24 protein-coding genes and 1 pseudogene are annotated in these 22,210 nt (G+C 72.9%); 12 read left to right on the forward strand and 13 right to left on the reverse strand.

Annotated features, from left to right (window positions below; all coding sequences use genetic code 11):
- Positions 1-133: 133 nt before the first annotated feature.
- From RZ84_RS33325 to RZ84_RS33350, 6 genes are all read right to left on the reverse strand, one after another.
- Positions 134-829 (reverse strand): transglycosylase SLT domain-containing protein, encoded by a 696-nt coding sequence (locus RZ84_RS33325; RefSeq protein WP_043268252.1) that lies wholly within the window; start codon positions 827-829, stop codon positions 134-136.
- 374 nt (positions 830-1,203) lie between these two features.
- The gene (locus tag RZ84_RS33330; protein ID WP_043268254.1) at positions 1,204-2,055 is read right to left on the reverse strand and encodes an SRPBCC family protein; all 852 of its coding nucleotides are present in this window, start codon (positions 2,053-2,055) and stop codon (positions 1,204-1,206) included.
- A gap of 112 nt (positions 2,056-2,167) precedes the next feature.
- Entirely contained in the window at positions 2,168-3,067 is a 900-nt protein-coding gene (locus RZ84_RS33335) for an alpha/beta fold hydrolase (protein ID WP_043268256.1), read from the reverse strand.
- Positions 3,068-3,136: 69 nt separating this feature from the next.
- A complete protein-coding gene (locus tag RZ84_RS33340) occupies positions 3,137-4,378 on the reverse strand; it encodes a beta-ketoacyl-[acyl-carrier-protein] synthase family protein (RefSeq protein ID WP_043268258.1) in 1,242 nt (413 codons plus the stop codon).
- Positions 4,375-4,608, reverse strand: coding sequence for an acyl carrier protein (locus RZ84_RS33345; protein WP_043268260.1), 234 nt, complete (start codon positions 4,606-4,608; stop codon positions 4,375-4,377). The genes RZ84_RS33340 and RZ84_RS33345 overlap by 4 nt, the downstream gene beginning before the upstream one ends.
- 341 nt (positions 4,609-4,949) lie before the next feature.
- On the reverse strand, positions 4,950-5,411 hold the full coding sequence (locus tag RZ84_RS33350; RefSeq protein WP_043268262.1) for a MarR family winged helix-turn-helix transcriptional regulator: 462 nt from the start codon (positions 5,409-5,411) through the stop codon (positions 4,950-4,952).
- Positions 5,412-5,555: 144 nt separating this feature from the next.
- On the opposite strand from RZ84_RS33350, the gene RZ84_RS33355 reads away from it, so the two are divergent.
- Complete coding sequence (locus RZ84_RS33355) at positions 5,556-5,966, forward strand: organic hydroperoxide resistance protein (RefSeq protein ID WP_043268264.1); 411 nt, start codon at positions 5,556-5,558, stop codon at positions 5,964-5,966.
- Between the two features lie 42 nt (positions 5,967-6,008).
- Here RZ84_RS33355 and RZ84_RS33360 read toward each other — a convergent pair whose 3' ends face one another.
- Together RZ84_RS33360 and RZ84_RS33365 are read right to left on the reverse strand one after the other, a co-directional pair.
- Positions 6,009-7,667 (reverse strand): amidohydrolase, encoded by a 1,659-nt coding sequence (locus tag RZ84_RS33360; RefSeq protein ID WP_043268266.1) that lies wholly within the window; start codon positions 7,665-7,667, stop codon positions 6,009-6,011.
- 483 nt (positions 7,668-8,150) lie between these two features.
- Entirely contained in the window at positions 8,151-8,948 is a 798-nt protein-coding gene (locus tag RZ84_RS33365) for an alpha/beta fold hydrolase (RefSeq protein WP_052230346.1), read from the reverse strand.
- A 268-nt stretch (positions 8,949-9,216) separates the two neighbouring features.
- Here RZ84_RS33365 and RZ84_RS33370 point away from each other — a divergent pair, with 268 nt between their 5' ends.
- From RZ84_RS33370 to RZ84_RS33380, 3 genes are all read left to right on the forward strand, one after another.
- Positions 9,217-10,476 carry a PP2C family protein-serine/threonine phosphatase gene (locus RZ84_RS33370; RefSeq protein WP_241777976.1) on the forward strand — a complete coding sequence of 420 codons (1,260 nt, stop codon included), beginning with the start codon at positions 9,217-9,219 and terminating at the stop codon, positions 10,474-10,476.
- Positions 10,477-10,728: 252 nt separating this feature from the next.
- Positions 10,729-10,986, forward strand: a complete 258-nt coding sequence (locus RZ84_RS33375) for a DUF6400 family protein (protein ID WP_052230613.1) — start codon at positions 10,729-10,731, stop codon at positions 10,984-10,986.
- Between the two features lie 2 nt (positions 10,987-10,988).
- Complete coding sequence (locus RZ84_RS33380) at positions 10,989-11,213, forward strand: hypothetical protein (RefSeq protein WP_043268270.1); 225 nt, start codon at positions 10,989-10,991, stop codon at positions 11,211-11,213.
- Between the two features lie 48 nt (positions 11,214-11,261).
- Here the strand turns inward: RZ84_RS33380 and RZ84_RS33385 are convergent, their stop codons facing one another.
- On the reverse strand, positions 11,262-12,158 hold the full coding sequence (locus tag RZ84_RS33385) for a S41 family peptidase (RefSeq protein WP_043271598.1): 897 nt from the start codon (positions 12,156-12,158) through the stop codon (positions 11,262-11,264).
- Positions 12,159-12,386: 228 nt separating this feature from the next.
- Here RZ84_RS33385 and RZ84_RS33390 point away from each other — a divergent pair, with 228 nt between their 5' ends.
- From RZ84_RS33390 to RZ84_RS33400, 3 genes are all read left to right on the forward strand, one after another.
- Positions 12,387-13,271, forward strand: a complete 885-nt coding sequence (locus RZ84_RS33390) for an SCO6745 family protein (protein WP_043268272.1) — start codon at positions 12,387-12,389, stop codon at positions 13,269-13,271.
- Positions 13,272-13,547: 276 nt separating this feature from the next.
- Entirely contained in the window at positions 13,548-14,417 is an 870-nt protein-coding gene (locus RZ84_RS35400; protein WP_241777977.1) for a hypothetical protein, read from the forward strand.
- A 201-nt stretch (positions 14,418-14,618) separates the two neighbouring features.
- Positions 14,619-15,305 carry a pyridoxamine 5'-phosphate oxidase family protein gene (locus RZ84_RS33400; protein WP_043268274.1) on the forward strand — a complete coding sequence of 229 codons (687 nt, stop codon included), beginning with the start codon at positions 14,619-14,621 and terminating at the stop codon, positions 15,303-15,305.
- Positions 15,306-15,329: 24 nt separating this feature from the next.
- Here RZ84_RS33400 and RZ84_RS33405 read toward each other — a convergent pair whose 3' ends face one another.
- On the reverse strand, positions 15,330-16,037 hold the full coding sequence (locus RZ84_RS33405; protein WP_043271600.1) for a TVP38/TMEM64 family protein: 708 nt from the start codon (positions 16,035-16,037) through the stop codon (positions 15,330-15,332).
- A gap of 123 nt (positions 16,038-16,160) precedes the next feature.
- Between RZ84_RS33405 and RZ84_RS40030 the strand changes: the two genes are divergently transcribed.
- From RZ84_RS40030 to RZ84_RS33415, 3 genes are all read left to right on the forward strand, one after another.
- Positions 16,161-16,331, forward strand: a complete 171-nt coding sequence (locus tag RZ84_RS40030; RefSeq protein WP_198540097.1) for a hypothetical protein — start codon at positions 16,161-16,163, stop codon at positions 16,329-16,331.
- 109 nt (positions 16,332-16,440) lie between these two features.
- Positions 16,441-17,616, forward strand: coding sequence for an elongation factor Tu (gene tuf / locus RZ84_RS33410; protein WP_043268276.1), 1,176 nt, complete (start codon positions 16,441-16,443; stop codon positions 17,614-17,616).
- A 135-nt stretch (positions 17,617-17,751) separates the two neighbouring features.
- Positions 17,752-18,627, forward strand: coding sequence for a spermidine synthase (locus RZ84_RS33415; protein WP_043271601.1), 876 nt, complete (start codon positions 17,752-17,754; stop codon positions 18,625-18,627).
- Here the strand turns inward: RZ84_RS33415 and RZ84_RS33420 are convergent.
- On the reverse strand, positions 18,614-19,891 hold the full coding sequence (locus RZ84_RS33420; RefSeq protein WP_043268278.1) for an MFS transporter: 1,278 nt from the start codon (positions 19,889-19,891) through the stop codon (positions 18,614-18,616). The two genes, RZ84_RS33415 and RZ84_RS33420, sit on opposite strands and share 14 nt — an antisense overlap.
- 274 nt (positions 19,892-20,165) lie before the next feature.
- Between RZ84_RS33420 and RZ84_RS33425 the strand changes: the two genes are divergently transcribed.
- Positions 20,166-20,624: a DUF4442 domain-containing protein gene (locus RZ84_RS33425; RefSeq protein WP_043268280.1), complete on the forward strand. Its 459-nt coding sequence runs from the start codon at positions 20,166-20,168 to the stop codon at positions 20,622-20,624.
- 286 nt (positions 20,625-20,910) lie between these two features.
- On the forward strand, positions 20,911-21,573 hold the full coding sequence (locus RZ84_RS33430; RefSeq protein ID WP_043268282.1) for a DedA family protein: 663 nt from the start codon (positions 20,911-20,913) through the stop codon (positions 21,571-21,573).
- Between the two features lie 20 nt (positions 21,574-21,593).
- Here the strand turns inward: RZ84_RS33430 and RZ84_RS33435 are convergent, their stop codons facing one another.
- Both RZ84_RS33435 and RZ84_RS42130 read right to left on the reverse strand, forming a co-directional pair.
- Positions 21,594-21,803 (reverse strand): hypothetical protein, encoded by a 210-nt coding sequence (locus RZ84_RS33435; RefSeq protein ID WP_043268284.1) that lies wholly within the window; start codon positions 21,801-21,803, stop codon positions 21,594-21,596.
- A gap of 95 nt (positions 21,804-21,898) precedes the next feature.
- Positions 21,899-22,210, reverse strand: a pseudogene (locus RZ84_RS42130) (LuxR family transcriptional regulator); the annotation flags it as partial.

Here is a 22,210-nt window from a genome sequence, read left to right on the forward strand (position 1 = left end):
TGAAGCCGGCGCCGGCATCGGCGCCAACGGCACTGGCCCTGCCCGCGAAGTGCGGGCAGGGCCAGTGCCGTTGCTGCTGCGGCGCCTCTGCGGCGCGTCGTGCCGGTGCGGTGCGCCGGCTCGGTTCTCCGGCTCAGTAGGCGGAGTTGACGTTGTCGATGGAGCCGTAGCGGTGGGCGGCGTAGTTGGCCGCGGCGGTGATGTTGGCGACCGGGTCGGTGAGGTTATCGGCGGTGCCCGAGACGTGGTAGGTGTCGAAGGTGGGCTGGATCACCTGGAGCAGGCCCTTGGAGGGGATGCCGTTGCGCGCGTTGATGTCCCAGTCGTTGACGGCGTGGGGGTTGCCGCTGGACTCCCGCATGATGTTGCGGTGCAGGCCCTCGTAGGAGCCGGGGATGCCCTTGGCCTTCATGATGTCCAGGGCCTGTCGGATCCAGCCGTCCAGGTTGTCCGCGTAGCGCGGGGCGGCCGGCTTGGGCGCGGCCTCCTTCGGCGGCGCTATCTCCTTGCGCTCCGTCGAGCGGTTCGCGGCCTGCTGGGCGGCGTGGCCCTGGTCGGCGACGGCGGTGACCTTCAGGGCGTCCGCGACGGACACGCTCTCCTGCTTCGTGTCCTCGCCGGCCTTGTCCTTCGCCACGACCGGCAGGCCGTTGGCGCTGACCGGCTTGACCGTGGCCGAGGCGTGGGCGGCCGGGGTGGCGGCGTTGCTGGGCGCCGCGGTCAGGGCGAGGGCCGCCACGCAGCTCGCGGTGGCCACCAGCGCCGCGGAGACCTTGTGCGTGCGGGTGATGCGGACGGTGCGGGGCAGGGAGAAGCTGGGCACGGGCATGCGGAACTAACCTCTTCCAGGGCTGGGGTGGCGGGTTGATGGCCTTCGGTGGCTCGTGGGAACCGAGGGTCAGTGCCGCGCTCGCCTCTCTGGTGGAGTCCGCAGGCTCGTTCTCGGTACTGCCGGGAAACATGGTTAGCGCCCGCCCGCGATGGTGGCAAAGGTGCCGTGTACTACCCATCTTCGTGTGTTAGGGCGAAATGCCCGATATCAAGGCCGGAATTCGGGGCGTATGCCGGATCGTTATCGACTAAGCGCGTTCGTATGTGACGTACGTCGCGTGCCCGGCATCACCGGCTGCTGCCCCCGTGATCCCCTCCGGACGGGCCGCTGAGTTGCCCGGGTCACACCCCGGCACCCCTTCGCGGGGTTGCTCAGATCTCCAGCAGCCGTGCCGCCAGATGCTCGATCCGGTCGTGCCAGGCGTCCCGCGCCGCCTCCGCGTCCGCGCCCCGCGGCCCGGTCTGGGTCAGGACCAGGCGGGCGCCGTGCCCGGTGCCCCTGCCCAGCTCCCAGCGGACCAACCCCTCCGGACGGCACCGGTAGGCGAGGACGGACGGCTCGCGCACCTCGGTGACCGGCCCGGCCGGCGCCTTCCCCGAGGTGAACCCCTCCGGGGCGGGCTCGCCCCCGGCCGGCTCGTCACCCCCGGTCAGTACCGCCCACACCGTCTCCGCGGGCCGCACCAGCTGCCGCTCGAAACGGATCCGCGGCCCCTCCGCCGTCTCCTCGACGGCCCCGTGCCCGAGATCGAACTGCTCCAGATACGCCTCGTGCAGCTCGCCCGAGTCGGGCTCCACGGCCGGCGACTCCCCGTCGAGCAGCTGCGAGAGCGCCGACATGCACAGGTGCCAGCCGGACGCGAAGCTGGCGGCGCCGAGGCGGTCGCCGAAGGTGTGCACGAAGGTCAGCAGTGAGCCGTCCGGATCCGGCGCGATCTCCCAGCGGAGGTGGTCATCGCCCCAGGTGAAGGCGTACCGCCGGGGCTCCTCGACGTCGGTGACGGTACCTGTCATGGCGGGCCCGCTCAGCTGCGGCATCAGGAAGGTGATCGAGCCGCCGGGCCGCAGTTCGACGGCGACCTCGCAGGGGAACCACCGCCCCATCCGCGCCGGCTCGGTGAGCGCCGACCAGACCTCGTCGGGCGGATGCGCCAGCAGCCGCTCCATGCGCAGCGCCGTCCGACCGTCGGCGGTCGCCGTCAGAGTGTCGGAGTGGGGCTTCATCGGGGGGTCTCCCTCCCGGCGTCACGGTGCCGATGCCGGGAGGGCCGTCGAGGCTCCCGTCCCGTGCCTCCCCCGTCGCGTACGACGACGCCCGCGGCGCCCGCCACCCGGCTCATACGCAGGCCGGATCGCCCTCGGCCCGCCCCTCGCGTGCCACCGGAGCCAGCGCCGGTGCCGTCTCCAGCGGCCCGTCCGTGAAGAAGCGGGCGGCCAACTCCGCGACCTCCTGCGGGCGTTCGAGCACCACCCAGTGGTCCGTGTCCGGGATCGTCAGAAAGCGGCTGCCCGGGATGGTGGCCGCGAAGGCGCGCTGCCGCTCCGGGGTGGTCACCGTGTCGTGCTCGCCGCTGAAGACCAGGGTGGGGATGCCGGACAGCCCGCCGGCGAAGTCCGGCCGGTCGCTCAGCGCCCGGTGCAGCGAATCCACCGCGTGCGGTGAGTGCAGCGCCGCCTGGAGCATCGCCCGCCGGACGTAGCGGTACGCCAGCTTCCGGCGGGCGACGTGCTGGTGCTCGTCGAGGCAGAGCAGACCCTCGGCGGCCAGGGTGGCGAAGGCGGCGGTGTCCCCGCGCGAGAGGCGCTCGGACGCTTGCTGCCACGCGCGCACCTGTGTGTCGCCGACATCCGCCGGTACGCCGCCGAGCACGAGCCGGGCGATCCGGTCCGGGAAGCGCTGGGCGGAGCTGAAGGCGATGCCCGCACCGTAGGAGAAGCCGAAGAGGTTGATCCGCGCGGCGCCGAGATCGTCGACGATGCCCAGGATCGCGGCGCACAGCACGTCCATGCTCGGCCCCGGCGGCAGCGGCCCCGCACTGCCCATACCGGGCAGATCGGCGGTGATCACATCCGTCACCGGCCCCAGTTCCTCCTCCATCTGCGGCCAGCCGTACATCCCCTGCAAGGCGCCGCCCAGCACCAGCGCGGGCTCGGTGACCTGGTTCGGCTGCCGCAGCAGCCGGTACGCGTACGACACCCCGCGCACCGACAAGGAGCGGATCAATTCCTCGTTCATGGCTCTTCCTTACCGGCTGGAACGGGTTGTGCGGTCGGGTGTGCCGGGGCCTGACCCATAAGGTCGGCCCTAGATGCGGGTCAGGACGAGCGCGGCGTTGTGGCCCCCGAACCCCAGCGAGGTCTTGACCGCGCAGTCGAACGCCGCCTGCCGCGGCTCCGCGCGGACGACCTCGATCGGGATACGGGGATCCGGCACCGTCAGATTGGCGGTGGGGGGCACCAGTTGCTGCTCCAGGGCGAGCACCGTCAGCACGGTCTCGATACCGCCGGCGGCGCCCAGCGTGTGCCCGGTCATCGCCTTGGTGGAGGTGACCAGCGGATGATCACCGAGCACCCGCTGCAACATCATCGCCTCGACGTGGTCGTTGACGACGGTCGAGGTGCCGTGCGCGTTCACATGGCCCACATCGCCGCCGTGCACATCCGCGTCCGCCATCGCCGTGCGCAGCGCCTGCTCGATGCCCCTGCCGTCCGGATCCGGCGCGACCGCGGCATACGCATCGCTGGACGCGCCGTACCCCGCGATCTGCGCGCGGATCGGCGCCCGGCGGGCCTTGGCGTCCTCCGGCCGCTCCATCACCAGCAGCCCCGCGCCCTCGCCGACGACGAAACCGTCCCGGTCGACATCGAAGGGGCGGCAGGCGGCGGCCGGATCGTCGCGCCGGGTGGACACCGCCTTCATCTGGCAGGCGCTGGCGATCAGCAGCCGGGACAGCACCGACTCCGCGCCGCCCGCGATGGCGATGTCGCAGACCCCGGCGCGCAGCAGCTGATGCGCGGTGCCCACCGCGACGGTCCCGGAGGAGCAGGCCGTCGCCACCCCCAGACTGGGACCCTGTGCACCGAGATCCATGCAGACACTGCTGGCGGCGCTGTTGATCACGGTCAGCGGAGCGAGTTTGGGGGACACCCGCCGGGCACCGCGTCCCATCATGGTGGCGTACTGCTGGTCGTAGAACGGCAACCCGCCGTGCGCGGAGCCGATGATCACCGCGACCCGGCCCCGGTCCCAGGTCTCCGGGTCCAGGCCGGCGTCGCCGACCGCCTCCCGGGCGGCGATCACCGCGAGCTGCGAGAAGCGGTCCATCAGCCGCTGGGTGGCGACGCCGAGCAGCTCGGTGGTGTCCAGATCCGTGGCGGTGTACATGAAGTCGCAGGGCAGATCGGCGAGTTCGTCCTGGTGCGACACCCCGCCGGGCACGGTGTCATGGGTGATGGAGTGCCAGGTGGCCTTCGTTCCCACGCCCGCCGCGGTCACCAGGCCCAGTCCGGTCACGGCCGCGGCGAACGGCTTGCGGCGGGCAGTCACGCGGTGACTTTGCCGTCGATGGCCGCCACCAGCTGTCCCACGGTGTCACGCGAGGTCAGCGCCACCTCTTCGAGGTCGATGTCCAACCTCTCCTCGATGAGCACCCGGAGCTCCTCCAGGGCGAGGGAGTCCAGGCGCAGGCTGCGCAGCACGGTGGCATCGGTGGCCTCCCCCCGCCTGACCCCGAATCGTTCCTCCAGCAAGCTGTTGACAACTTCTGCCGCATTCACGTGGCGCTCCTCCGCTGTTCGTAGGCGATGCCGCCAACCGCGTCCTGGGCCGGATTCCGCCGGTGGTTCCGGCTGGTTTGGCCACCCTTTATACGCCTTTGTCCTGGGCGCTCCCCAACCTTCGTAGCTCAAAGGGGTGATGGGCGCGCCGGAGCAGGCGAGCGGCACGCGTGCGGACGGTGCGCTCCGCGGAAGGCGACTCGTTGTCTAACGCCCCGGAGCCCGGGGAGGTACGGGTCGCACGCCGGCGGAACGCCGGGGGAGCCGTGCCGGGCGCCGGGCGCTCGGCGGTGGTCCGCCGGGGCGGCTCCGGGCGCCCGCGCGGTGCTGCCGGCGTCGGCTCAGGCTTCGTCGAGTGCGCCGGTGACCCGTCCCAACAGGCTGCGCAGGGTGCGGAGTTCGTCGACCGTCAGGCCGGTGGCGGCCATGATCCGGCGCGGCACCGGCAGCGCCCGCTCCCGCAGGGCCTCGCCGGCCTCGGTGAGTCGGATGGTCACCGACCGCTCGTCCTCGGGGCTGCGCTCGCGGTGCACCAGTCCGGCCGCCTCCAGCCGCTTGAGCAGTGGCGAGAGCGTGCCGGAGTCCAGTCGCAGCCGCTCGCCGATGCTCTTCACCGGCTCCGGGCCGTGCTCCCACAGCACCAGCATGACCAGGTACTGGGGGTAGGTGAGCCCCAGGTCCTTGAGGGCGTCCCGGTAGACGCCGCCGAACGCGCGCGAGGCGGCGTGCAGGGAGAAGCAGACCTGGTGGTCGAGGCGGAGCAGTTCGGAGTCCGGAACCGGGAGCGTCGGGGGCGTGGCCATGGCTCCAGGTTAGCGCGCGGCGGGCGATTGAGTTGTGCACAACTTAGTTGCACGCAATTTAAGTGTGTGCGATCGTGGGTCCCGTTGAATCCGCCGCGGCCGGTCACCAGGACCGGCCGCGGATCCCACCGGAAGGAATCCGCCATGGACGCGCTGTACACCGCCGCCGCCACCGCCAACGGCCGCGAGGGCCGGGCCGTCAGCTCCGACGGCCGGCTCGACCTCGCCCTGGCCATGCCCCAGGCCCTCGGCGGCAACGGTGCCGGGACCAACCCGGAGCAGCTCTTCGCCGCCGGGTACGCCGCCTGCTTCGCCAGCGCGATGGCCAACGTCGGCCGGCAGATGAAGCTCGACACCAAGGACGTCTCGGTCACCGCCGAGGTCTCCCTCGGCAAGGACGACACCGGCTTCGGCCTCGCGGTCGTCATGCGGGTGGAGCTGCCGGACGCCCTGGCGGGGGAGACCGGCCGGCAGCTCGTCGAGGCGACGCACCAGTTCTGCCCGTACTCGAAGGCCACCCGCGGGAACATCGACGTGGAGCTGGTCATCGAGTGACCCGGCCGGCCCCCGGCGCCCCCTCGGCCGTTCCCCTCTTACTTACGTGCCGTCCGCCGCGTACACCCGCCGCCCCCCGACGAACGTCTGGAGCACGCGGGTCGCCGCGATCTCCTCGGCCGGGCCGTCGAAGGGGTCCCGGTCGAGGACGGCCAGATCGGCCAGCTTGCCCGGCCGGACCGAGCCGGTGTCGTCGAGGTGGTTGGCGTAGGCGCTGCCCGCCGTGTACGCGGCGAGCGCCGTACCCAGGTCGAGGCGTTGCCCGGGGAGGAAGGCCGGCGTCGACGGCGGGGCGTCCGGGGTGCGGCGGTTGACGGCGACATGGAGCGCGGCGATCGGGTCGGCCGAGCTGACCGGCCAGTCGCTGCCCGCCGCGAGGACGGCGCCGGAGCGCAGTAGATCCCCGAACGGGTACTGCCAGGAGGCGCGTTGTGGTCCCAGGAAGGGGATGGTCAGCTCGTCCATCTGCGGTTCGTGGGCCGCCCACAGGGCCTGGATGTTGGCCGTCGCGCCGAGCCGCCGGAAGCGCGGGATGTCGTCGGGGTGCACGACCTGGAGATGGGCCAGGTGCGGGCGGGTGTCCCGGTGGCCGTTGGCGGCGCGGGCCGCCTCGACCGCGTCCAGCGCCTCGCGCACCGCGCGGTCACCCAGGGCGTGGAAGTGCACCTGGAAGCCCTCCGCGTCCAGCCGGGTGACGTACGTCCGCAGCGCCTCGGGGTCGACGAAGGAGATCCCGCTGTTGCCGGACGGGCAGCCGCACGCGGTCAGGTAGGGGGCGAGCAGCGCCGCGGTGTGGTTCTCCGCGATGCCGTCCTGCATGATCTTGACGCTGGTGGCCCGCAGCAGCCCGCCGGTCAACTCCCGTCTGCGGCCGATCAGTTCGGGCAGCTGCTCGATGCCGCGCGAGCGGTCCCACCACAGCGCCCCGGTCACCCGGGCGGTCAGCAGGCCGTCGCACCGGGCGGCCAGGTAGGCGGGCACCGGATCGGTCGTCCCGGGGCCGTTCCCCAGCATCGCGTCCTGCCAGGCGGTCACCCCGTAGGAATGGAGCAGCCGCTGCGCCCGGAGCAGCCCCGCGGTCCGCTCGGCGAGCGAAGGCTCCGGGAGCAGCGCGTCCACCAGCCGCATGGCGCCTTCCTGGAGCATCCCGGACGGTTCGCCGGCCGCGTCCCGCTCGATACGGCCGTCGGCCGGGTCCGGGGTACGAGAGGTGATCCCGGCCCGTTCCAGGGCACGGGAATTGGCCCAGCCGCCGTGGTGATCGCGGTTGACGAGGAACACCGGGCGGTCCGCTACGACGGCGTCGAGGAACTCCCGGGTCGGCATCCCGCCGGGGAACGCCTCCAGGGACCAGCCGCCGCCGGTGATCCACGGCGCCTCCGGGTGGGCCGCCGCGTACCGGGCGATCAGCTCGCGACAGGCGGCGGCGGTGTCCGCCGCGCTCAGATCGCACTGCCCCAACTCCAGCCCGCCGCTGACGGGGTGGACATGCGCGTCCTGGAACCCGGGGACGAGCAGCCTGCCCCGGAGGTCGACGACCTCGGTACGCGGCCCGAGCAGATCGCCGACCAGGTCGTCGGGTCCGACGGCAACGATCCGCTCGTCGCGCACCGCCACCGCGCTCGCCCTGCTGCGGGCCGGGTCGACGGTGTGTACGGGGCCGCCGCGGAAGACGAGGTCGGCATGGGAGGTGGTGGTCATGGTGCGGCTGCTCCTCGCAGGGGAGTTGACGGGACGGTGGCAGGTGCCGGGCGGGCCGGCGCGGTGGGGGCCGGTGCCGGATCACCCCCTCGGACGGTGCGGGGGAACGCCCGGCACCGCCGTCGTCCATCGGCAGGCCGATCGCGTCCCCGTCCGTCCCCCGCCCGGTGCGGAAATACGGGGCCCGGCGCACCGTTTCGCCCAGGCTGCCACCGCCGGTCCCGGCTGGACGAGGGTGGCGGGCGGCGTGCGGAGAAACCAGCCGTTGTCCGGACGGGCCGCGACGTGGTCGCTCGTGGTGGCGTAGTCCCGCACCAGGTAGCCGCCGACCCCCACCCCAGCCTGCACCGGGTGCGGAACCACCCTCCCGGCATGGCCGGTTCTGCCGTGGAGCCGGCCCTCGACCTGCTCATCGCGGTGCTGCGCCAGGAGGCGGCGGAGCGGGCGGGCTGACGCCGGCGGCGGCTGGCCCGTCGCCCTCCGCTACGCGATGCCTCCGAGGAACTCCCGCACCAGCCGCAGCCACACCGCGCGATCCGGTTCGCTCAGGAGGTGCCCGGCGCCGGGCAGTTCGGCGAGCCGGGCGCCGGGGATGCCGGCGGCGAGCCGGTGTGAGCTCTCGGGAAGGACCAGCCGGTCACCCAGTGGCGCCACGACGAGGGTCGGTACCGCCACCCGCGCCAGGTCGTCGCGGACATCGACCCGGGACACCAGGTCGAAGTGGTCGAGCATGCCGGGCGGCATCTCCGCGGCGGCCTGCGCGACCGCGGCGTCCAGAGCCTCCGACGGGGTCGTGGCCAGCTGCTCCGGCGACAGGCAGGAAACGACGGCGAGCCGGGCGACCGCCGACCACTCGCCGGCCCGTCCGAGCGTCCGGATCAGCTCGGCGGTCAGCGCCAGGACCGGATCGGCGACCGCGAACCCCGCGGTGAGGACGAGCGCGGTGACCCGTTCGGGATGGCGGGTGGCGGTGCGGAGGGCGACGGCGGTGCCCAGCGACTCGCCGAGCACCGCGAACCGCTGGTGCCCGGCCGCGACCGCGGAGGCGGCCAACTGGTCGGCCAGCTCGTCGAGTTCCAGCGGACCGGTGGCTACGGGGGTGCCCCCGGCTCCCGGATAGTGCGGCCCGATGACGGTGTGGTCGGCCGCCAGGTCGTCCAGGACCAGCCCGAAGTTCCCCTCGATCCCGCCGCCGGCCCCGTGGGCGAGCAGGAGGGCCGGACCGCTGCCCCGGGTCAATACGTCGAGGTGGGGGCGGGGGAGTGTGCGCTCAGTAGTCATGGCCCGACGCTAAACACTCACATCGGTGTGAGAGTCAAAGCGGAAGAGGCGAGGGAGCGGGGGCGGCCGGGCATCCGAGCTGGTTTCCCCGCTTCCCCGCTTCGCCGCTTTCCTGGTGCCGTACGGGCCCGGCGCGACACCTCCGGCGCGTGGCGCGCGACAGCCCGGCATGCTCGGCGCGGTGCGCGCCGACCGTCGGTGACGAGGACCTCGGCCGTCCCTCCGGAACTATCCGGGCATTTCGCCCAAGCCAGTGCAAACATGATGCATGCCCTTTCCACGGCTGACGCATCTGGGACGACGTCCGGAGCCGAGCCATGCCCTGATGCTGATCCCGATCGGGCTGATCGTCGCGGTCTGCCTGGCCGACGTCCTCTCGCCGGCCGACATCCACCTGGGACCGCTGCTGGTCTCCGCCCCCGCGATCACCGCGGCCATCGCGGGACCCGGTCCGACGGCCATGATCGGCGCGCTGGCGGTCGCCGCCCAGGTGGGCATCGGCATCGCGCGCCACGCCCTGTTCACCGAGAACCTCTACGCCCAGATCGGCTCGCTGGTCGTCGTCGCCGCGCTGCTCCTCGTCTTCACCGTCGTCCGCGAACGCTATGAGCGGCAGCTCGTCAAGACCCGCTCGGTGGCCGCCGTGGCCCAGAAGGTTCTGCTCCGGCCGTTGCCCGAACGCAGCGCGGACCTGGAGATCGCCTCGATCTACCTCCCCGCCGAGGAGGAGGCCGAGATGGGCGGCGACCTCTTCGCCGCGGCCCGCACCGCCCAGAGCACCCGGTTGATCATCGGCGATGTCCGCGGCAAGGGCCTGCCCGCGTACAGCCAGGCCGCACTGCTCCTCGGCGCCTTCCGTGCGGTGGCCCACCGCCAGGCCACCCTCCCCAACCTCGCCCGCCACCTCGACGGCGCCGTCCGCTGGGACAACAGCCAGTGGCGCAACGCCGGCCCGCGCCCCCGCCGTACCGCCCCGGCCGCCGGCGATCCCGCCCCCGCCACCGTCGCCGACCGAAACGCACCGGCCCCGGTCCATGCGCCCGACGCCGAGGAGATCTTCGCGACCGTCTCCCTCTTCGACATCCCCGACCGGCTGCACGAACTCGGCACCATCAGCTGCGGCCACCCGCCCGCGCTCCTGCTGCGCGACGGGCGGGCGATCACCCTGCACGTCGAGCGGACCGCCCTGCCGGTCGGCCTCGGCGGCCTCCCCGGAGCCCCCGACTACGAGGTCGAGGTCTTTCCCTTCGAACCCGGAGACCTGCTGCTGCTCTACACGGACGGTGTGACCGAGGCGCGGGACTGCGACGGCGTCTTCTACCCGCTGGCCGAGCGCGCCGGCGCCTGGAGCTCCGGCAGCCCCCGGCAGGTGCTGCGCCGGCTGCGCGAGGACCTGCTGACGCACACGAACGGCCGGCTGACCGACGACGCCGCGGCGGTCGCGGTACGGCGGGGGCCCGCCCCGGCGTCGCGTACCGGACGGCACCACCGCCGGCACGCGGACCGGCGGGGGCCCGGTGGGGCGTGAAGCCGGTCGCGGGAGATGACATCCGTCACTCTGAGGCGCCTACCCGGCCCCGCGGCCCCCGATATGCCGCCCTCCTGTCCGCCTCAACCGGTGGCATCCTCCGTCTGACGCTTCCTCAATGCCGCCCGACTTGGTAAACACGTCCGATCGGGGGTACTCGTCCCAATCGTCCGCACGCGGTACAGGAAGCGCACCATGAACGACCGCAACACCCCGGATCACCAGCCCGCCGGCATATCCGGGACCTCCGGGATGTTCGACACCTCCTCGGTATCCGGGATATCCGGGGGCGGCGCGTCCGGGACCTTCGAGCTCGACCTCACCGGCCACGAAGCCCGGCGGCGGGCCGAGGTCCTCGCGGCGCTCGGCGACACCTGGGACCCCATCGAGGCGATGACGGGCGAGGCGGACGCCCAGCGGCTCCTCTACTCCGGCCTGGACGCCGAGCAGCAGGCCACCTACGACATGTTGGTCGCCGCCGGCGTGCTGCCGGCAGCCGGGCAGGGCTGAGCATGCTGCCCCTCGACCCCACCGCCGACATCGGCCGCCGGGCCTGGGTCCCCTGCCCGCAATGCCAGGACCACGAGGGCTGCGGGACCTGCGACGACGGCCGCACCTGTGACGACCACTGGCGCTATCTGCTGTCGAACCGCGGCAGCCTGCTGCACCTCCAGTGCCCGAACTGCACCCACCTGTGGGCATGGGACTCGGGCTTCGGCGCCGGCGGACGCCCGTAGCGCCACCGCACAGCGCCCCCTCAACCCGCCACCCGCCGCCGTGAGCGGCTAGGCACCGTCCCTTCGCGCCTCCACGTACGCCACATCCAGCGCCCGCTCCGCCGGCACCGCCCGGTCCGGCCGGACGCCGACGCCCTCCCAGTTGGTCCCGGTGACCGCGTTGACGGTCCGCGCGGTCGGCACCGCGACCGTGATGTGCTCCGTCACCGGATGCCGCTCGGTCGGGTGCGCACCGCCCCGCGTCGTCTCGCCGACGACCACCGCCCGCCCGAGCGCCTGCAGCGTGTACGCCACGTCCTCTCCGCCGGAGAACGTGGTCGCGCTGGTCAGTACGTACACCGGGCGGTCCGGGTAGCGGGGCGCGGGCAGATGCGCGGTGGTCCAGTACTGGCGGATGGAGTCCGTGGCGCGCTCGTAGAAGTCGTTGAGATGCGTCTGGTCGTCGGGGAAGAAGTAGCTGCACCACAGGGCGGCGCCCGCGGGGGAGCCGCCCTTGCACTCCCGCAGGTCGAGGAGGAGCGCGCGGGTGTGCGCGACCAGCTCCATCGCCGCGCCGATCGCCCGGCCGCCCACACCGGCGTCGGCGATCCACCGGATGTCGAGCCGGCCCACATTCCCGTCGAGCCGCTCCACGCAGCGGATCCCCTGGCTCTCGGTCCGCAGCAGCGCCAGGAACGCCGCCCGTCCGGCGTCGTCGTCCGCCGGGTCCACGGACCGCGGCTCGTCCTGCCACAGCAGCCGCAGATGCTTGTCCGCGCAGACCGTCTGGAGGGGCGCGGTCACCGTCTCGCACAACGCCGGGCCGCTCAGCCCGTCGTACTCGCCGGCGGCCAGCCGGCCCCGTATCGCCGCGTCGATCTCCACCGCACGCTCCCGGAAGACATACCCGGCCACCATCCGCTCCAGCGCGGCATCGACGATCTGCGCATTCCCCGTCGCAGGCATCCGCTGCATCCCCGTCTTCCTCTCCCCATATGACGCCGGGCCGGGCTCGGCGCCCGCCCCGGCCAGGTCCGGCCGGTGATCCCAAGTCCTGGCCGGCCCGCTGACGGCGATCGGTGCGCACCGGCCGCGCGCACCGCCCCGTGCGTTTCCGGACCGACCGCGTTAGCGTGCGGGCGGGAGCCGTCAGGGCCGTCCAAGAGGCGTCGAGCGCCGCCGAGGGAGCCGTCCATGGAGCAGCAGTCCACGCAGCCGACCGCGGCCCGGCAGGCCCACGCGCTCTGGCTGATGACCGAACCCCTGCACGCCGTCTGCTACTTCGACGACGGCTGCCGGGCCCTGGGCAAGGCCCTCGGTCTCAAGGGTTTCTGGATGGGCTACTTCGCCTCCCGTACCGCCCCCTTGGGAGCCGTCGAACCCGCAGCCGCCACGGCCGTCCTCGGTGTCTTCGCCCCGGGGACGGTCGCCCGCGCGCTGCCCGCCGCCTGGCATACCGCGGGCCCGGTGCACGTGCTCGACGAGCGCGGCCGGCGCGCCGCACACGCCCTGCGGCGGATCGACCCGCACCTGGACCGGGCGGCCACCGCACTGCTGCCCCGGCTCGAGGCGCTCGTCGACGACGCACCCGCCACCGCGCGCCCCCTCTTCGCCGCCAACCGCGCGCTGTGCGACCGGGCGGACCCCGTGGAGCGGCTGTGGCAACTGGCCACCACCCTGCGGGAGTTCCGGGGCGACGCCCATCTCTCCGTGCTCGCCGACCGGGAATTCGACGGCTGCGAGGCGCTGGTCCTCGCCGCTGCCTGCGGCCGGGTGCCCAAGGACACCATCCGGGAGGACCGCGGCTGGACCGAGGAGGAGTGGACAGCGGCGGCGGACCGCCTCCGCGCCCGCGACCTCCTGGACGCCCACGGCGCCGCCACCGCGTCCGGGCTCCGCGAGCGCACCCGCATCGAGGAGGAGACCGACCGGCTCGCCGCGCGGCTGCTCCGCTCACTGTCCCCCACGGAGGCCGAGGGCCTCATGGAACTGCTGGAGCCCGTCGTCCGCCGCATTCTGGCCGCCGACGTCCTCCCCTTCCCCAACCCGATCGGCCTACCGCACCCGGACGGTCCGTAGCGCCCCTGCCGGGTCATGCGCACCCTCTGGCGCGCGTGTCGTGCCTGATCCCGAGTCATGGTCCTCCCCCTGAACATCCCACGTGGACACGGAAGTTCGACTGATCCCGACGGTAGCGCGCGGCACTGACAATCGGCCCCGCACGCAAGATCATCTTTGGTGCGGCCGGGGCGGATGAGCTGCGACGTGATTGTCATTTGGTGGTTCGATGGGTGCTTTGGGGTGCTTTGCAGCGACAGATCGGATCACCTCCGACGGAAGGGGCGTTGTCTGAGTATGGATCCGAGAGAATTGTGGGACCGGAACGCTGTGCTGGCAGAGGCGTTTTGTCTGGGTGACGAACGTGTGCGTGAGGCACAGGCCAGACTTGACGAGGCGCAGGCCGATCGCTCGCGGATTTTGGCGGCGTTTGCGGTGACGGTGGGCAGCACGGGCGCCGTGGCCGGGTTGTTCGGTCTGAACGAACGGGAAGTGCGCGTCGCCCGGCGCACGGTGGGCAAGGACGACGCCCGGGCCGTCGCCGAGGAGTTGCTCGCCACCCCTCCTGTGCAGCCCCGGGAGCCGGAGGAGCCGTCCCCGGCGCCCGATCAGGCCATGGACTTCTCCTCTGCGGCCGCGTCTGCGGCGGCTGCCTCTTCGGCCGCGTCCATGACGGCCCGCCAAACCGGTACCCCGCGCGATCCCGGCGTCGGCGCGACGGACCAGAACTGGTCGCCGGCTATAGACGCCGTATTGATCGGGAGTTGGCAGACCGGAGTGGATCTGCGGGAGCTGGCTTCCGAATTCGGCCTCGATCTCACGCGCCTGGTCACCCGCGCGCAGCAGCTCTCCGCACAGGGGCGCTTCTATCCCGGCCCCGTGGAATCCCATGCCGGCCGACATCGCCGGGGTCCCGGCGATGTTCATGAGGCCGAATTCGCCATCCCCGCCCAGCAGTCGGCTTCCTGGAACTCCGCACCCACCTCCCACCACATGGCCGCCGCCTGGAATTCGGGCGCGATGCCGTCAAATGAATCTGTTACCGATGTCGCCGCTCTCTCGTCCGAATGGGACAGTGCGCTCGCCCCGTGGGGCACCATCGCGCCCGCCCGTGAGGAGTCCACACCGTCCCACCAGCCGTGGGCGCAGTACCACCTCAGCTCCTAGCCCGGACGACGGTCCGACGGAGGTCGGACTGTGGACGGACGGCGAGGCGTTTAATGAATTAGTTGCGATAGTGCCAGATCTCAACGAATTTAGTTATATACCTGGCCTGAATGGTGTGGAATCAGTAGCCTGAGGGGCATTCCCGCCGGGCTGCCCGTCCCGTGCGCAGCCCGCTCCCGGCTCCCAGAACGGCAGTCCCACATGACCGCGCCCCGCTCCGCCTCCGGCCCCTCGCTGCCCGTGACCGAGCGCACCCGGCACCGCCGGCTGCGCGACCAGGGCAGCCTCGACCGCGCCGAGCTCGATGCCGTACTGGCGGCCGGGTTCGTCTGCCATCTCGGGGTGACGGTCGACGGGACGGTGATGGTGGTGCCCACCGTCTACGGATCGGACGGCACCACGCTGTACTTCCACGGCTCGGTCGCCAGCCACAGCCTGGTGGCGTCCCCAGGGGCGGTGGTCTGTGTGACGGTGACCCATGTGGACGGCCTGGTGCTGGCCCGTTCGGTGTTCGAGCACGGGGTCAACTACCGCAGCGCGATGGTCTACGGGGTGCCGCGCCTGGTCACCGACGAGGCCGAGAAACTCGCCGGACTGCGCTGCCTCACGGAGCAGTCGGCGCCCGGCCAGTGGGATTACGCGCGGCGACCGAACCGCAAGGAGCTGGCCGCCACGGCGCTGCTCGCGCTCTCGCTCGACGAGGCGTCCGTGAAGCTCAGGACCGGCGCACCTGACGACGGCGAGGGCCCCGACGCCGAACTGGGGCTGTGGGCCGGGGTGCTGCCGCTCCGTAGGGAATGGGGAACTCCGGAGCCGGACCCGCTGCTCGCCGCGGACGCGGTGCCGCCCGCCCACATAGCGAACCGCGCCGGGGCGTCCGCGTCGTGACGGCAGCCGGGCGCACGTCCGGCGTCAATCCCCGCTTCCGCGCAGCGCCTTGCGCTTGTACCAGGCCACGGCCAGTGCGGCCAGGCCGCTGACGGCGATGAAGCCCATGGAGAGCAGGAACGCGGGTGACGTGGGCGTCGCGGCCCGGGCGCCGGCGACCGCGTAGGCCGCGGTGTTCGGGATGCTGCCCAGGGTCGTCGCCAGGAGGTAGGACGACCAGCGCATCCGGGAGACCGCGGCGCAGTAGTTCGTGCCGGCGAACGGCAGTCCCGGGAAGAGGCGGATCGCCAGCATCGAGCGGAAGCCGTGTTCGCTCAGCTGCCGGTCGGCGGCGGTCAGCCAGCGGGCCCGCAGCAACGGGCGCAGCGCGTCCTGGCCGAGCAGCCGGCCCAGCCCGAAGGCCAGCGCGGCGCCCAGCACCGTACCGGCCAGCGCGGTCGCCGTCCCGCCCTGACTCCCGAAGAGGGCGCCCGCGGCGAGGTTGAGCACCGGGCGCGGGACGAAGGCGGTGGTGCAGACGCCGTACGCCAGGGCGAAGACCACCAGGGCGGTCGGCCCGGACAACTGCCCGGGCCAGCCGCCGGCCAGCAGCCGCTGCGGATGCCACAGCACCATCGCGACCGCCGCACAGGCCAGCAGGACCAGCAGCAGGGCCAGCCGGGACCAGGGGGAGAGCAGCACACGCATACCGCGCGCGGCGAGGCCGTCGGGCGTTGCGGCGGGTTCGAGCATCCCGGGAGCGTAACCGACGAGGGTGGCGACCGGCCGTAATCCGGGCGGCATGGCATCGAAACAGCTTCCGCCGGCCGGGTAAATCGTTCGACGCGGCGGCCCCAACCCGGCAGCATATGACGCATGTTCCGGCACGCCTTCCGCTCGCTGTCGTCCGCAGTCGCGGACGCGCCGAAGGCTGCCGTCGTCCTCCTCACCGCAGTCACCGATGCCGCGGCGATCGCCGCGGCCGCAGCCGCCACCGTCGCGGCAGCCGTCCGGGCCGCCGCCGCGGCCGACGGCGCCCGAATCTGACCCTCTCCGGATTGTCCGGCGGACCCCGCAGGGGGAGGGTCGGAGCGGCTCAGGGGTCCCCACGGCGCCACCGCGCCGTTCTCACCGCAGTGTTGCGAGGAAGAACACCATGCCCAAGACGGCATACGTACGCACCAAGCCGCATCTGAACATCGGCACCATGGGCCATGTCGACCACGGCAAGACGACGCTCACCGCCGCCATCACCAAGGTCCTCAGCGACCGGGGGAGCGGCACGTTCGTCCCGTTCGACCGGATCGACCGGGCCCCGGAGGAGGCCGCCCGCGGGATCACCATCAACATCTCGCACGTCGAGTACGAGACCGGTACCCGGCACTACGCCCACGTGGACATGCCGGGCCACGCCGACTTCATCAAGAACATGGTCACCGGCGCGGCGCAGCTCGACGGTGCGATCCTCGTCGTCTCCGCGCTCGACGGGATCATGCCGCAGACCGCCGAACACGTGCTGCTCGCCAAGCAAGTGGGCGTACGGCACATCGTCGTCGCCCTCAACAAGGCCGACGCCGGCGACCCCGAGCTGACCGACCTGGTGGAGCTGGAGGTGCGCGAGCTGCTCGACGCGCACGGCTACGACGGTGAGCACATCCCCGTCGTACGGGTCTCGGGACTGCGTGCGTTGGAGGGCGACCCCCACTGGACGGCGGCGATCGACGCACTGCTGGACGCCGTGGACACCTACGTCCCGATGCCCGAGCGGTATGTGGACGCGCCGTTCCTGCTGCCGGTGGAGAACGTGCTGACCATCACCGGTCGCGGCACGGTCGTCACCGGGGCCGTCGAGCGCGGCACGGTGCGGTGCGGCGAGCAGGTGGCCGTGCTGGGCGGGGAGGCGCTGCAGACGACCGTCACCGGGCTGGAGACCTTCGGCAAGCCGATGGAGTCCGCCGAGGCCGGGGACAACGTCGCGCTGCTGCTGCGCGGGGTGCACCGCGAGCAGGTGCGCCGCGGATTCGTGATCGCGGCGCCGGGCAGCGTCACTCCGCGTCGGCGCTTCACCGCCGAGGTGTACCTCCTCTCCACGGAGGAGGGCGGACGCCGTACGCCGGTGTCCACCGGCTACCGCCCGCAGTTCTACATCCGGACCGCGGACGTGGTCGGTGACCTCGACCTCGGTGAGCGGGCCGTGGTCCGCCCCGGCGAGACGGTGGCCGCCGCGGTCGAACTGGGCCGCGAGGTGCCCCTGGAGCCGGGCCTCGGCTTCGCCATCCGGGAGGGTGGCCGCACGGTCGGCGCGGGCACGGTGCGCACCGTCGAGGACTGAGCACGGGCGGCGGACGCGCAGCGCGGCGCGGGACGGTGGGGCCGGTCCGGCCGATCGCGACGACCGGCCGGACCGGCCCCGTTCCGCGTGCGCACCGCGGCCCGGCCGACGGCGCCCACCCGGCACAATGGCCCGGTGGACGACGCAACACACCGGCCCGGCCCTGAGTCCGAGCCCATACCCCTCACCCGGGCCGTGGACCACGGCATCGCCAAGCTGCTGCCGGATGTCGACCGGCCCCGCGCGTGGCTGCTGACGGTGGACGGGGCGCCACAGTCGTACGTCGATCTCGACGCGCCCACGCACCTCGAATTCGAGTATGTGCGCCGGCTCGCACACGTCCTGGACGAGGCCGCCGCTCCCGGTGAGCCGCTGGACGTCCTGCATCTCGGCGGCGGAGCCCTGACCCTGCCCCGCTATCTGGCCGCGACCCGCCCGCACTCCCGGCAGGACGTGGTCGACGCCGACCGGGGACTGCTCGCCCTGGTGGCGGACGAGCTGCCGCTGCCGGACGGCTCCGGTATCGCGCTGCACGCGCGGGACGCCCGGGCGGCGCTGGAGGCGGCGCCGCGGGACAGCGCCGATGTGATCGTGGCGGATGTCTTCAGCGGTTCGCGGGTGCCCGCGCACCTCACCTCGGTCGAGTACGCGCGCGCCGCCGCACGGGTACTGCGCCCGCACGGCTGCTACGCGGCGAACCTCGCCGACGGCGCGCCGTTCGCGTTCCTGCGTGGCCAACTCGCCAACTTCGCCGAGGTGTTCGCGCATCTCGCGCTGATCGCCGAGCCGTCCGTGCTGCGCGGCCGGCGCTTCGGCAACGCGGTGCTGGTCGCCTCGCCGGCGGAGATCCCGGTCGCGGCGCTGGCCCGGCGGGCGGCCGGCGACCCGTTCCCGGCCCGCGTCGAGCACGGCCCGGCGCTGCGGCGGCTGATCGCGGACGCGGCGCCCGTGCGGGATGCCGACGCGGTCGCGTCGCCGGAGCCACCGGACGGTGCGTTCAGCCTGGGGTGATCCACGCTCCGTCCCGGTCGCCCGCCCCGTCGCCGTCCGCGCCCGCGACGGCGGCGGTACGGCGGGTGAGGCGCCGGACGTCCGGTACGCACAGGACGGCCGCGGTGAGCAGTACGACCAAGGCCGTGCAGCCCCAGAGGGCGGCCGGCCGTCCCACGAGGTCCTGGGCGGGGCCGGCCAGCGCGGTGGCCACCGGGACCATGGCCAGCGAGCCGAGCCAGTCGTAGGAGGAGACGCGGGAGAACTTCTCCTCCGGTATCTCCTGGTGGAGCGCGAGCATCCACGTCACCGCGAAGACCTCGATCGAGACGCCGGTGCCGAACAGGGCCGCGGCCAGCCCGCCCGTCGGCAGCGGGACGGCGAGCGCGGCGGACGGCAGGGCGAGCGGGAAGACGCACAGAGTGCCGGCGAGGAGGATCCGGCGCGGCTTGTAGCGGGTCATCAGCAGCGCGCCGCCGGCGGTGCCCGCGCCGAACGCGGCGATCGCCAGTCCCCAGGGCCCGGCACCGCCCAGATGTTCCCGGGCGACGAGCGGACCGTAGACCGACTGGACCGCGACGAGCACCGCGTTGACGAGGGAGAACTGGAGCACGATCGCCCACAGCCAGTGCCGGCCGGCGACCTCGCGCCAGCCGTCGCGCAGGTCGTGCAGTACGCCGCCACCGGGAGCGCGCGCCGGAACGCCGCTCACGTCGAGGAAGCCGCGCAGCGCTCCGGCGACGGCGAAGGCGGCGGAGTCGAGCGCCAGCACCCAGCCCGGGCCGGCGGCGGCCACCAGGGCGCCGCCCAGCGCCGCGCCGCCGATGCTGGCGCCGTTCACGCCGATCCGGAACACCGCGAACGCGCGCCCGGAATCCTCGCCGGACACGGTGGCCAGCAGCATGCCCTCGGCGGCCGGCGCGAAGAACGCCTGCCCGGTGCCGCCCACCGCGGCGAGCAGCGCCATCTGCCACAGCCGGGGTTCGCCGGCCAGGACGAGCAGCGCGAACAGGCCCTGCGACACGCAGTTGACGCTGTTCGCGGCGACCATCACCCGGTGCCGGGGCAGCCGGTCGGCGATCGCGCCGCCGAGAAGGAGGAAGAGGACGAGCGGGACCATGCGGGCCGCGGAGACCAGCCCGACGTCGGTGGCGGAACCGCCGGCACCCAGCACCGCGAAGGAGGTCGCGATCATCGCCCCGTTGCTGCCGAGGCCGGCGACCACGGTGGCGGCGCTGAGCAGCAGGAAGTTGCGCCCCGCCGATGGCGGACGGGCCCTCAGCAAGCCCGCGCCCGCGGGGCCCCGGGCCGTCGGCGCCCGTGGCGCCGCCCGCCCCCTTGGTGCTGCCAGTCCCTGAAGTGCTCTCGCCCCGGCCCCATGGCAGCCCACGATAGGCGGGCAGGGGCGGCGAACGGCAGCGAATTCCGGGCAGGTACGGGATACCGGAGCACGCGCTGCCGGTGTGCCGGATCCGCCCCGCCGACGGGCTGTTCGCGCACGCCGGACCGGGTCGCGGGGGCCTCTTCACAGCGAAGCTACCGATAGGTAACATGACGCCATGTCCTCAGAGACCCTGCCGTCGATCGGCGAAATGATGGCGGCATCCGTGCCGATGGTCCGCACCCTGAACCTGGAGTTCACCGAGACCACCGCCGAGCGTGCCGTGGTCCGCATGCCCGACCAGCCCGACTTCCACAACCACGTCGGCGGCCCGCACGCCGGCGCGATGTTCACCCTCGCCGAGTCCGCGAGCGGCGCGATCGTGATGACGGCCTTCGGCAACCAGCTCGGCCGCGCGGTGCCGCTCGCCGTGGGGGCCGAGATCGGCTACAAGAAGCTCGCCATGGGGCCGGTGACGGCCACCGCCGAGCTGGGCCGCCCGATGGCCGACGTGGTCGCCGAGCTGGACGCCGGGGAGCGCCCGGAGTTCCCCGTGAAGGTGCTGATCACCCGCGACAGCGATGACGCGGTCACCGGCGAGATGACCATTGTGTGGACGCTGCGTCCCAACAAGTGAGTGCACGGCAGGTCGGCGCGGGATGAACGGCAGGTCAGCACGGGATAAGTGGCCCGCGCGATGAACCTTCGCGGGGAGTGGCGGCGTCTCCGTAGAGAGATGCATCGGCAGGCAGATGCACGCGCCATACGGGATATCCCCGTCCCCCATCGGAATCGTCGTCCGGCCGGACCGATCGAGTACGCTTCCCGGGCGCGCCGGTACGGCGCGCCACGGGAACGACCGACCGGTGGCACCGGCACCGGGCAACGGCCCACGGGGCCCTACACCAGCGGAGGAAGCGGCCTTGCACATCCAGGAATGGCTGGCGACGGTACCGGCCCTGAGCGTCTACCTCCTGGTGGGGGTGGTCATCGGACTGGAGAGTGTGGGCATTCCGCTCCCCGGTGAGATCGTCCTCGTCAGCGCGGCGATCCTGGCCGCGACCCAGGACCACATCAACCCGTTCGTGCTCGGCGCCTGTGCGTCCATCGGCGCCATCGTCGGTGACTCCATCGGCTACCTGATCGGACGCAAGGGCGGCAAGCCGCTGCTGGCCTGGGCCGGCCGGAGGTTCCCCAAACACTTCGGCCCCGACCATGTCGCCATGGCCGAGGCGAAGTTCGACAAGTGGGGCATGTGGGCGGTCTTCTTCGGCCGGTTTGTCATGCTGCTGCGCATCTTCGCGGGTCCGCTCGCCGGTGTGCTGAAGATGCCGTACTGGAAGTTCCTGATCGCCAACGTCCTCGGCGGCGTGATCTGGGCGGGCGGTACCACCGCGCTGATCTACACCGTCGGCATGGTCGCCGAGTCCTGGCTCAAGAGCTTCTCTACGTGGGGGCTGGTGGCCGCGGTGCTGTTCGGCATCGGCTCGTTCCTGCTGGTGAAGCACCGGGCGAAGAAGGCCGCCGCGGCGCGCGAGGCGGTGGAGGCGGAAGCGGAGTCCCCGGTCGCGGCGACGGCCGACTGAGCCGGCGCAGCCGCCGGGAGTCAGGACATCTGCCAGGTGTCCGGTCCGCCGTCGCGCCACTCGATGACACCCGCGTCGTCCCAGACGAATCGCGTGGTGGAGAAGCCGGCCCGGCGCAGGATCGCGGCCACGTCACCGGGGCGCAACGCCCGTCCCAGGTCCTGTCCGTGGAGCGTGACGCGGCGCCCGCCGGTGGACGGCGGATGCACTATCACGGGGGCACGCTTCATTCCCCCAGGATGCGACGGGCCCGGTCCGCGCGCATCCCGATCGCAGTCGCCGCGTCACGTACGGTGTCCGGCGGCCGGTCACCGGCGCCCGGTGCTCACGGCCCTGCCCGCAGCCGGGAGGAGGACGGCCGGGGGCGGGTACCGGTGCCGGTCCGCCGCCACCAGCGGAGTTCGGCGGCGGGATCGCCGACCGGTGTCCCGGTGCGCACCTGGTGGCGCAGGCCGGCCAGCATGGTGCGGGCCCCCGCGATGAACAGCGGGTCGCCGATCAGCTTCTTCGCCACCAGTGCCCGGCGGCAGGCCCGCAGCGCCGCCGCCGGCTCTTCGTGGGCGCGGGCGATGAGGGCGCGGGCGTAGAGGACGGTCGAGTACAGCCAGAAGTCGCCGTCGGAGTGGCGGGGGCCCCC

This window comes from Streptomyces sp. CT34 (assembly GCF_000805335.1).
Taxonomy (GTDB): Bacteria; Actinomycetota; Actinomycetes; order Streptomycetales; family Streptomycetaceae; genus Streptomyces.

What these genes read in the sequence shown, in the direction of transcription:
- RZ84_RS33365 (WP_052230346.1), bottom strand. Translation starts at nt 8,948, where the DNA reads ATGACTACTGAGCGCACACTCCCCCGCCCCCACCTCGACGTATTGACC.
- RZ84_RS33390 (WP_043268272.1), top strand. Translation starts at nt 12,387, where the DNA reads ATGGAGCAGCAGTCCACGCAGCCGACCGCGGCCCGGCAGGCCCACGCG.
- RZ84_RS40030 (WP_198540097.1), top strand. Translation starts at nt 16,161, where the DNA reads ATGTTCCGGCACGCCTTCCGCTCGCTGTCGTCCGCAGTCGCGGACGCG.
- RZ84_RS33350 (WP_043268262.1), bottom strand. Translation starts at nt 5,411, where the DNA reads ATGGCCACGCCCCCGACGCTCCCGGTTCCGGACTCCGAACTGCTCCGC.
- RZ84_RS33435 (WP_043268284.1), bottom strand. Translation starts at nt 21,803, where the DNA reads ATGAAGCGTGCCCCCGTGATAGTGCATCCGCCGTCCACCGGCGGGCGC.
- RZ84_RS35400 (WP_241777977.1), top strand. Translation starts at nt 13,548, where the DNA reads ATGGATCCGAGAGAATTGTGGGACCGGAACGCTGTGCTGGCAGAGGCG.
- RZ84_RS33325 (WP_043268252.1), bottom strand. Translation starts at nt 829, where the DNA reads ATGCCCGTGCCCAGCTTCTCCCTGCCCCGCACCGTCCGCATCACCCGC.
- RZ84_RS33380 (WP_043268270.1), top strand. Translation starts at nt 10,989, where the DNA reads ATGCTGCCCCTCGACCCCACCGCCGACATCGGCCGCCGGGCCTGGGTC.
- RZ84_RS33375 (WP_052230613.1), top strand. Translation starts at nt 10,729, where the DNA reads ATGTTCGACACCTCCTCGGTATCCGGGATATCCGGGGGCGGCGCGTCC.
- RZ84_RS33335 (WP_043268256.1), bottom strand. Translation starts at nt 3,067, where the DNA reads ATGAACGAGGAATTGATCCGCTCCTTGTCGGTGCGCGGGGTGTCGTAC.
- RZ84_RS33400 (WP_043268274.1), top strand. Translation starts at nt 14,619, where the DNA reads ATGACCGCGCCCCGCTCCGCCTCCGGCCCCTCGCTGCCCGTGACCGAG.
- RZ84_RS33330 (WP_043268254.1), bottom strand. Translation starts at nt 2,055, where the DNA reads ATGAAGCCCCACTCCGACACTCTGACGGCGACCGCCGACGGTCGGACG.
- tuf (WP_043268276.1), top strand. Translation starts at nt 16,441, where the DNA reads ATGCCCAAGACGGCATACGTACGCACCAAGCCGCATCTGAACATCGGC.
- RZ84_RS33370 (WP_241777976.1), top strand. Translation starts at nt 9,217, where the DNA reads ATGCCCTTTCCACGGCTGACGCATCTGGGACGACGTCCGGAGCCGAGC.
- RZ84_RS33425 (WP_043268280.1), top strand. Translation starts at nt 20,166, where the DNA reads ATGTCCTCAGAGACCCTGCCGTCGATCGGCGAAATGATGGCGGCATCC.
- RZ84_RS33360 (WP_043268266.1), bottom strand. Translation starts at nt 7,667, where the DNA reads ATGACCACCACCTCCCATGCCGACCTCGTCTTCCGCGGCGGCCCCGTA.
- RZ84_RS33405 (WP_043271600.1), bottom strand. Translation starts at nt 16,037, where the DNA reads ATGCTCGAACCCGCCGCAACGCCCGACGGCCTCGCCGCGCGCGGTATG.
- RZ84_RS33385 (WP_043271598.1), bottom strand. Translation starts at nt 12,158, where the DNA reads ATGCCTGCGACGGGGAATGCGCAGATCGTCGATGCCGCGCTGGAGCGG.
- RZ84_RS33355 (WP_043268264.1), top strand. Translation starts at nt 5,556, where the DNA reads ATGGACGCGCTGTACACCGCCGCCGCCACCGCCAACGGCCGCGAGGGC.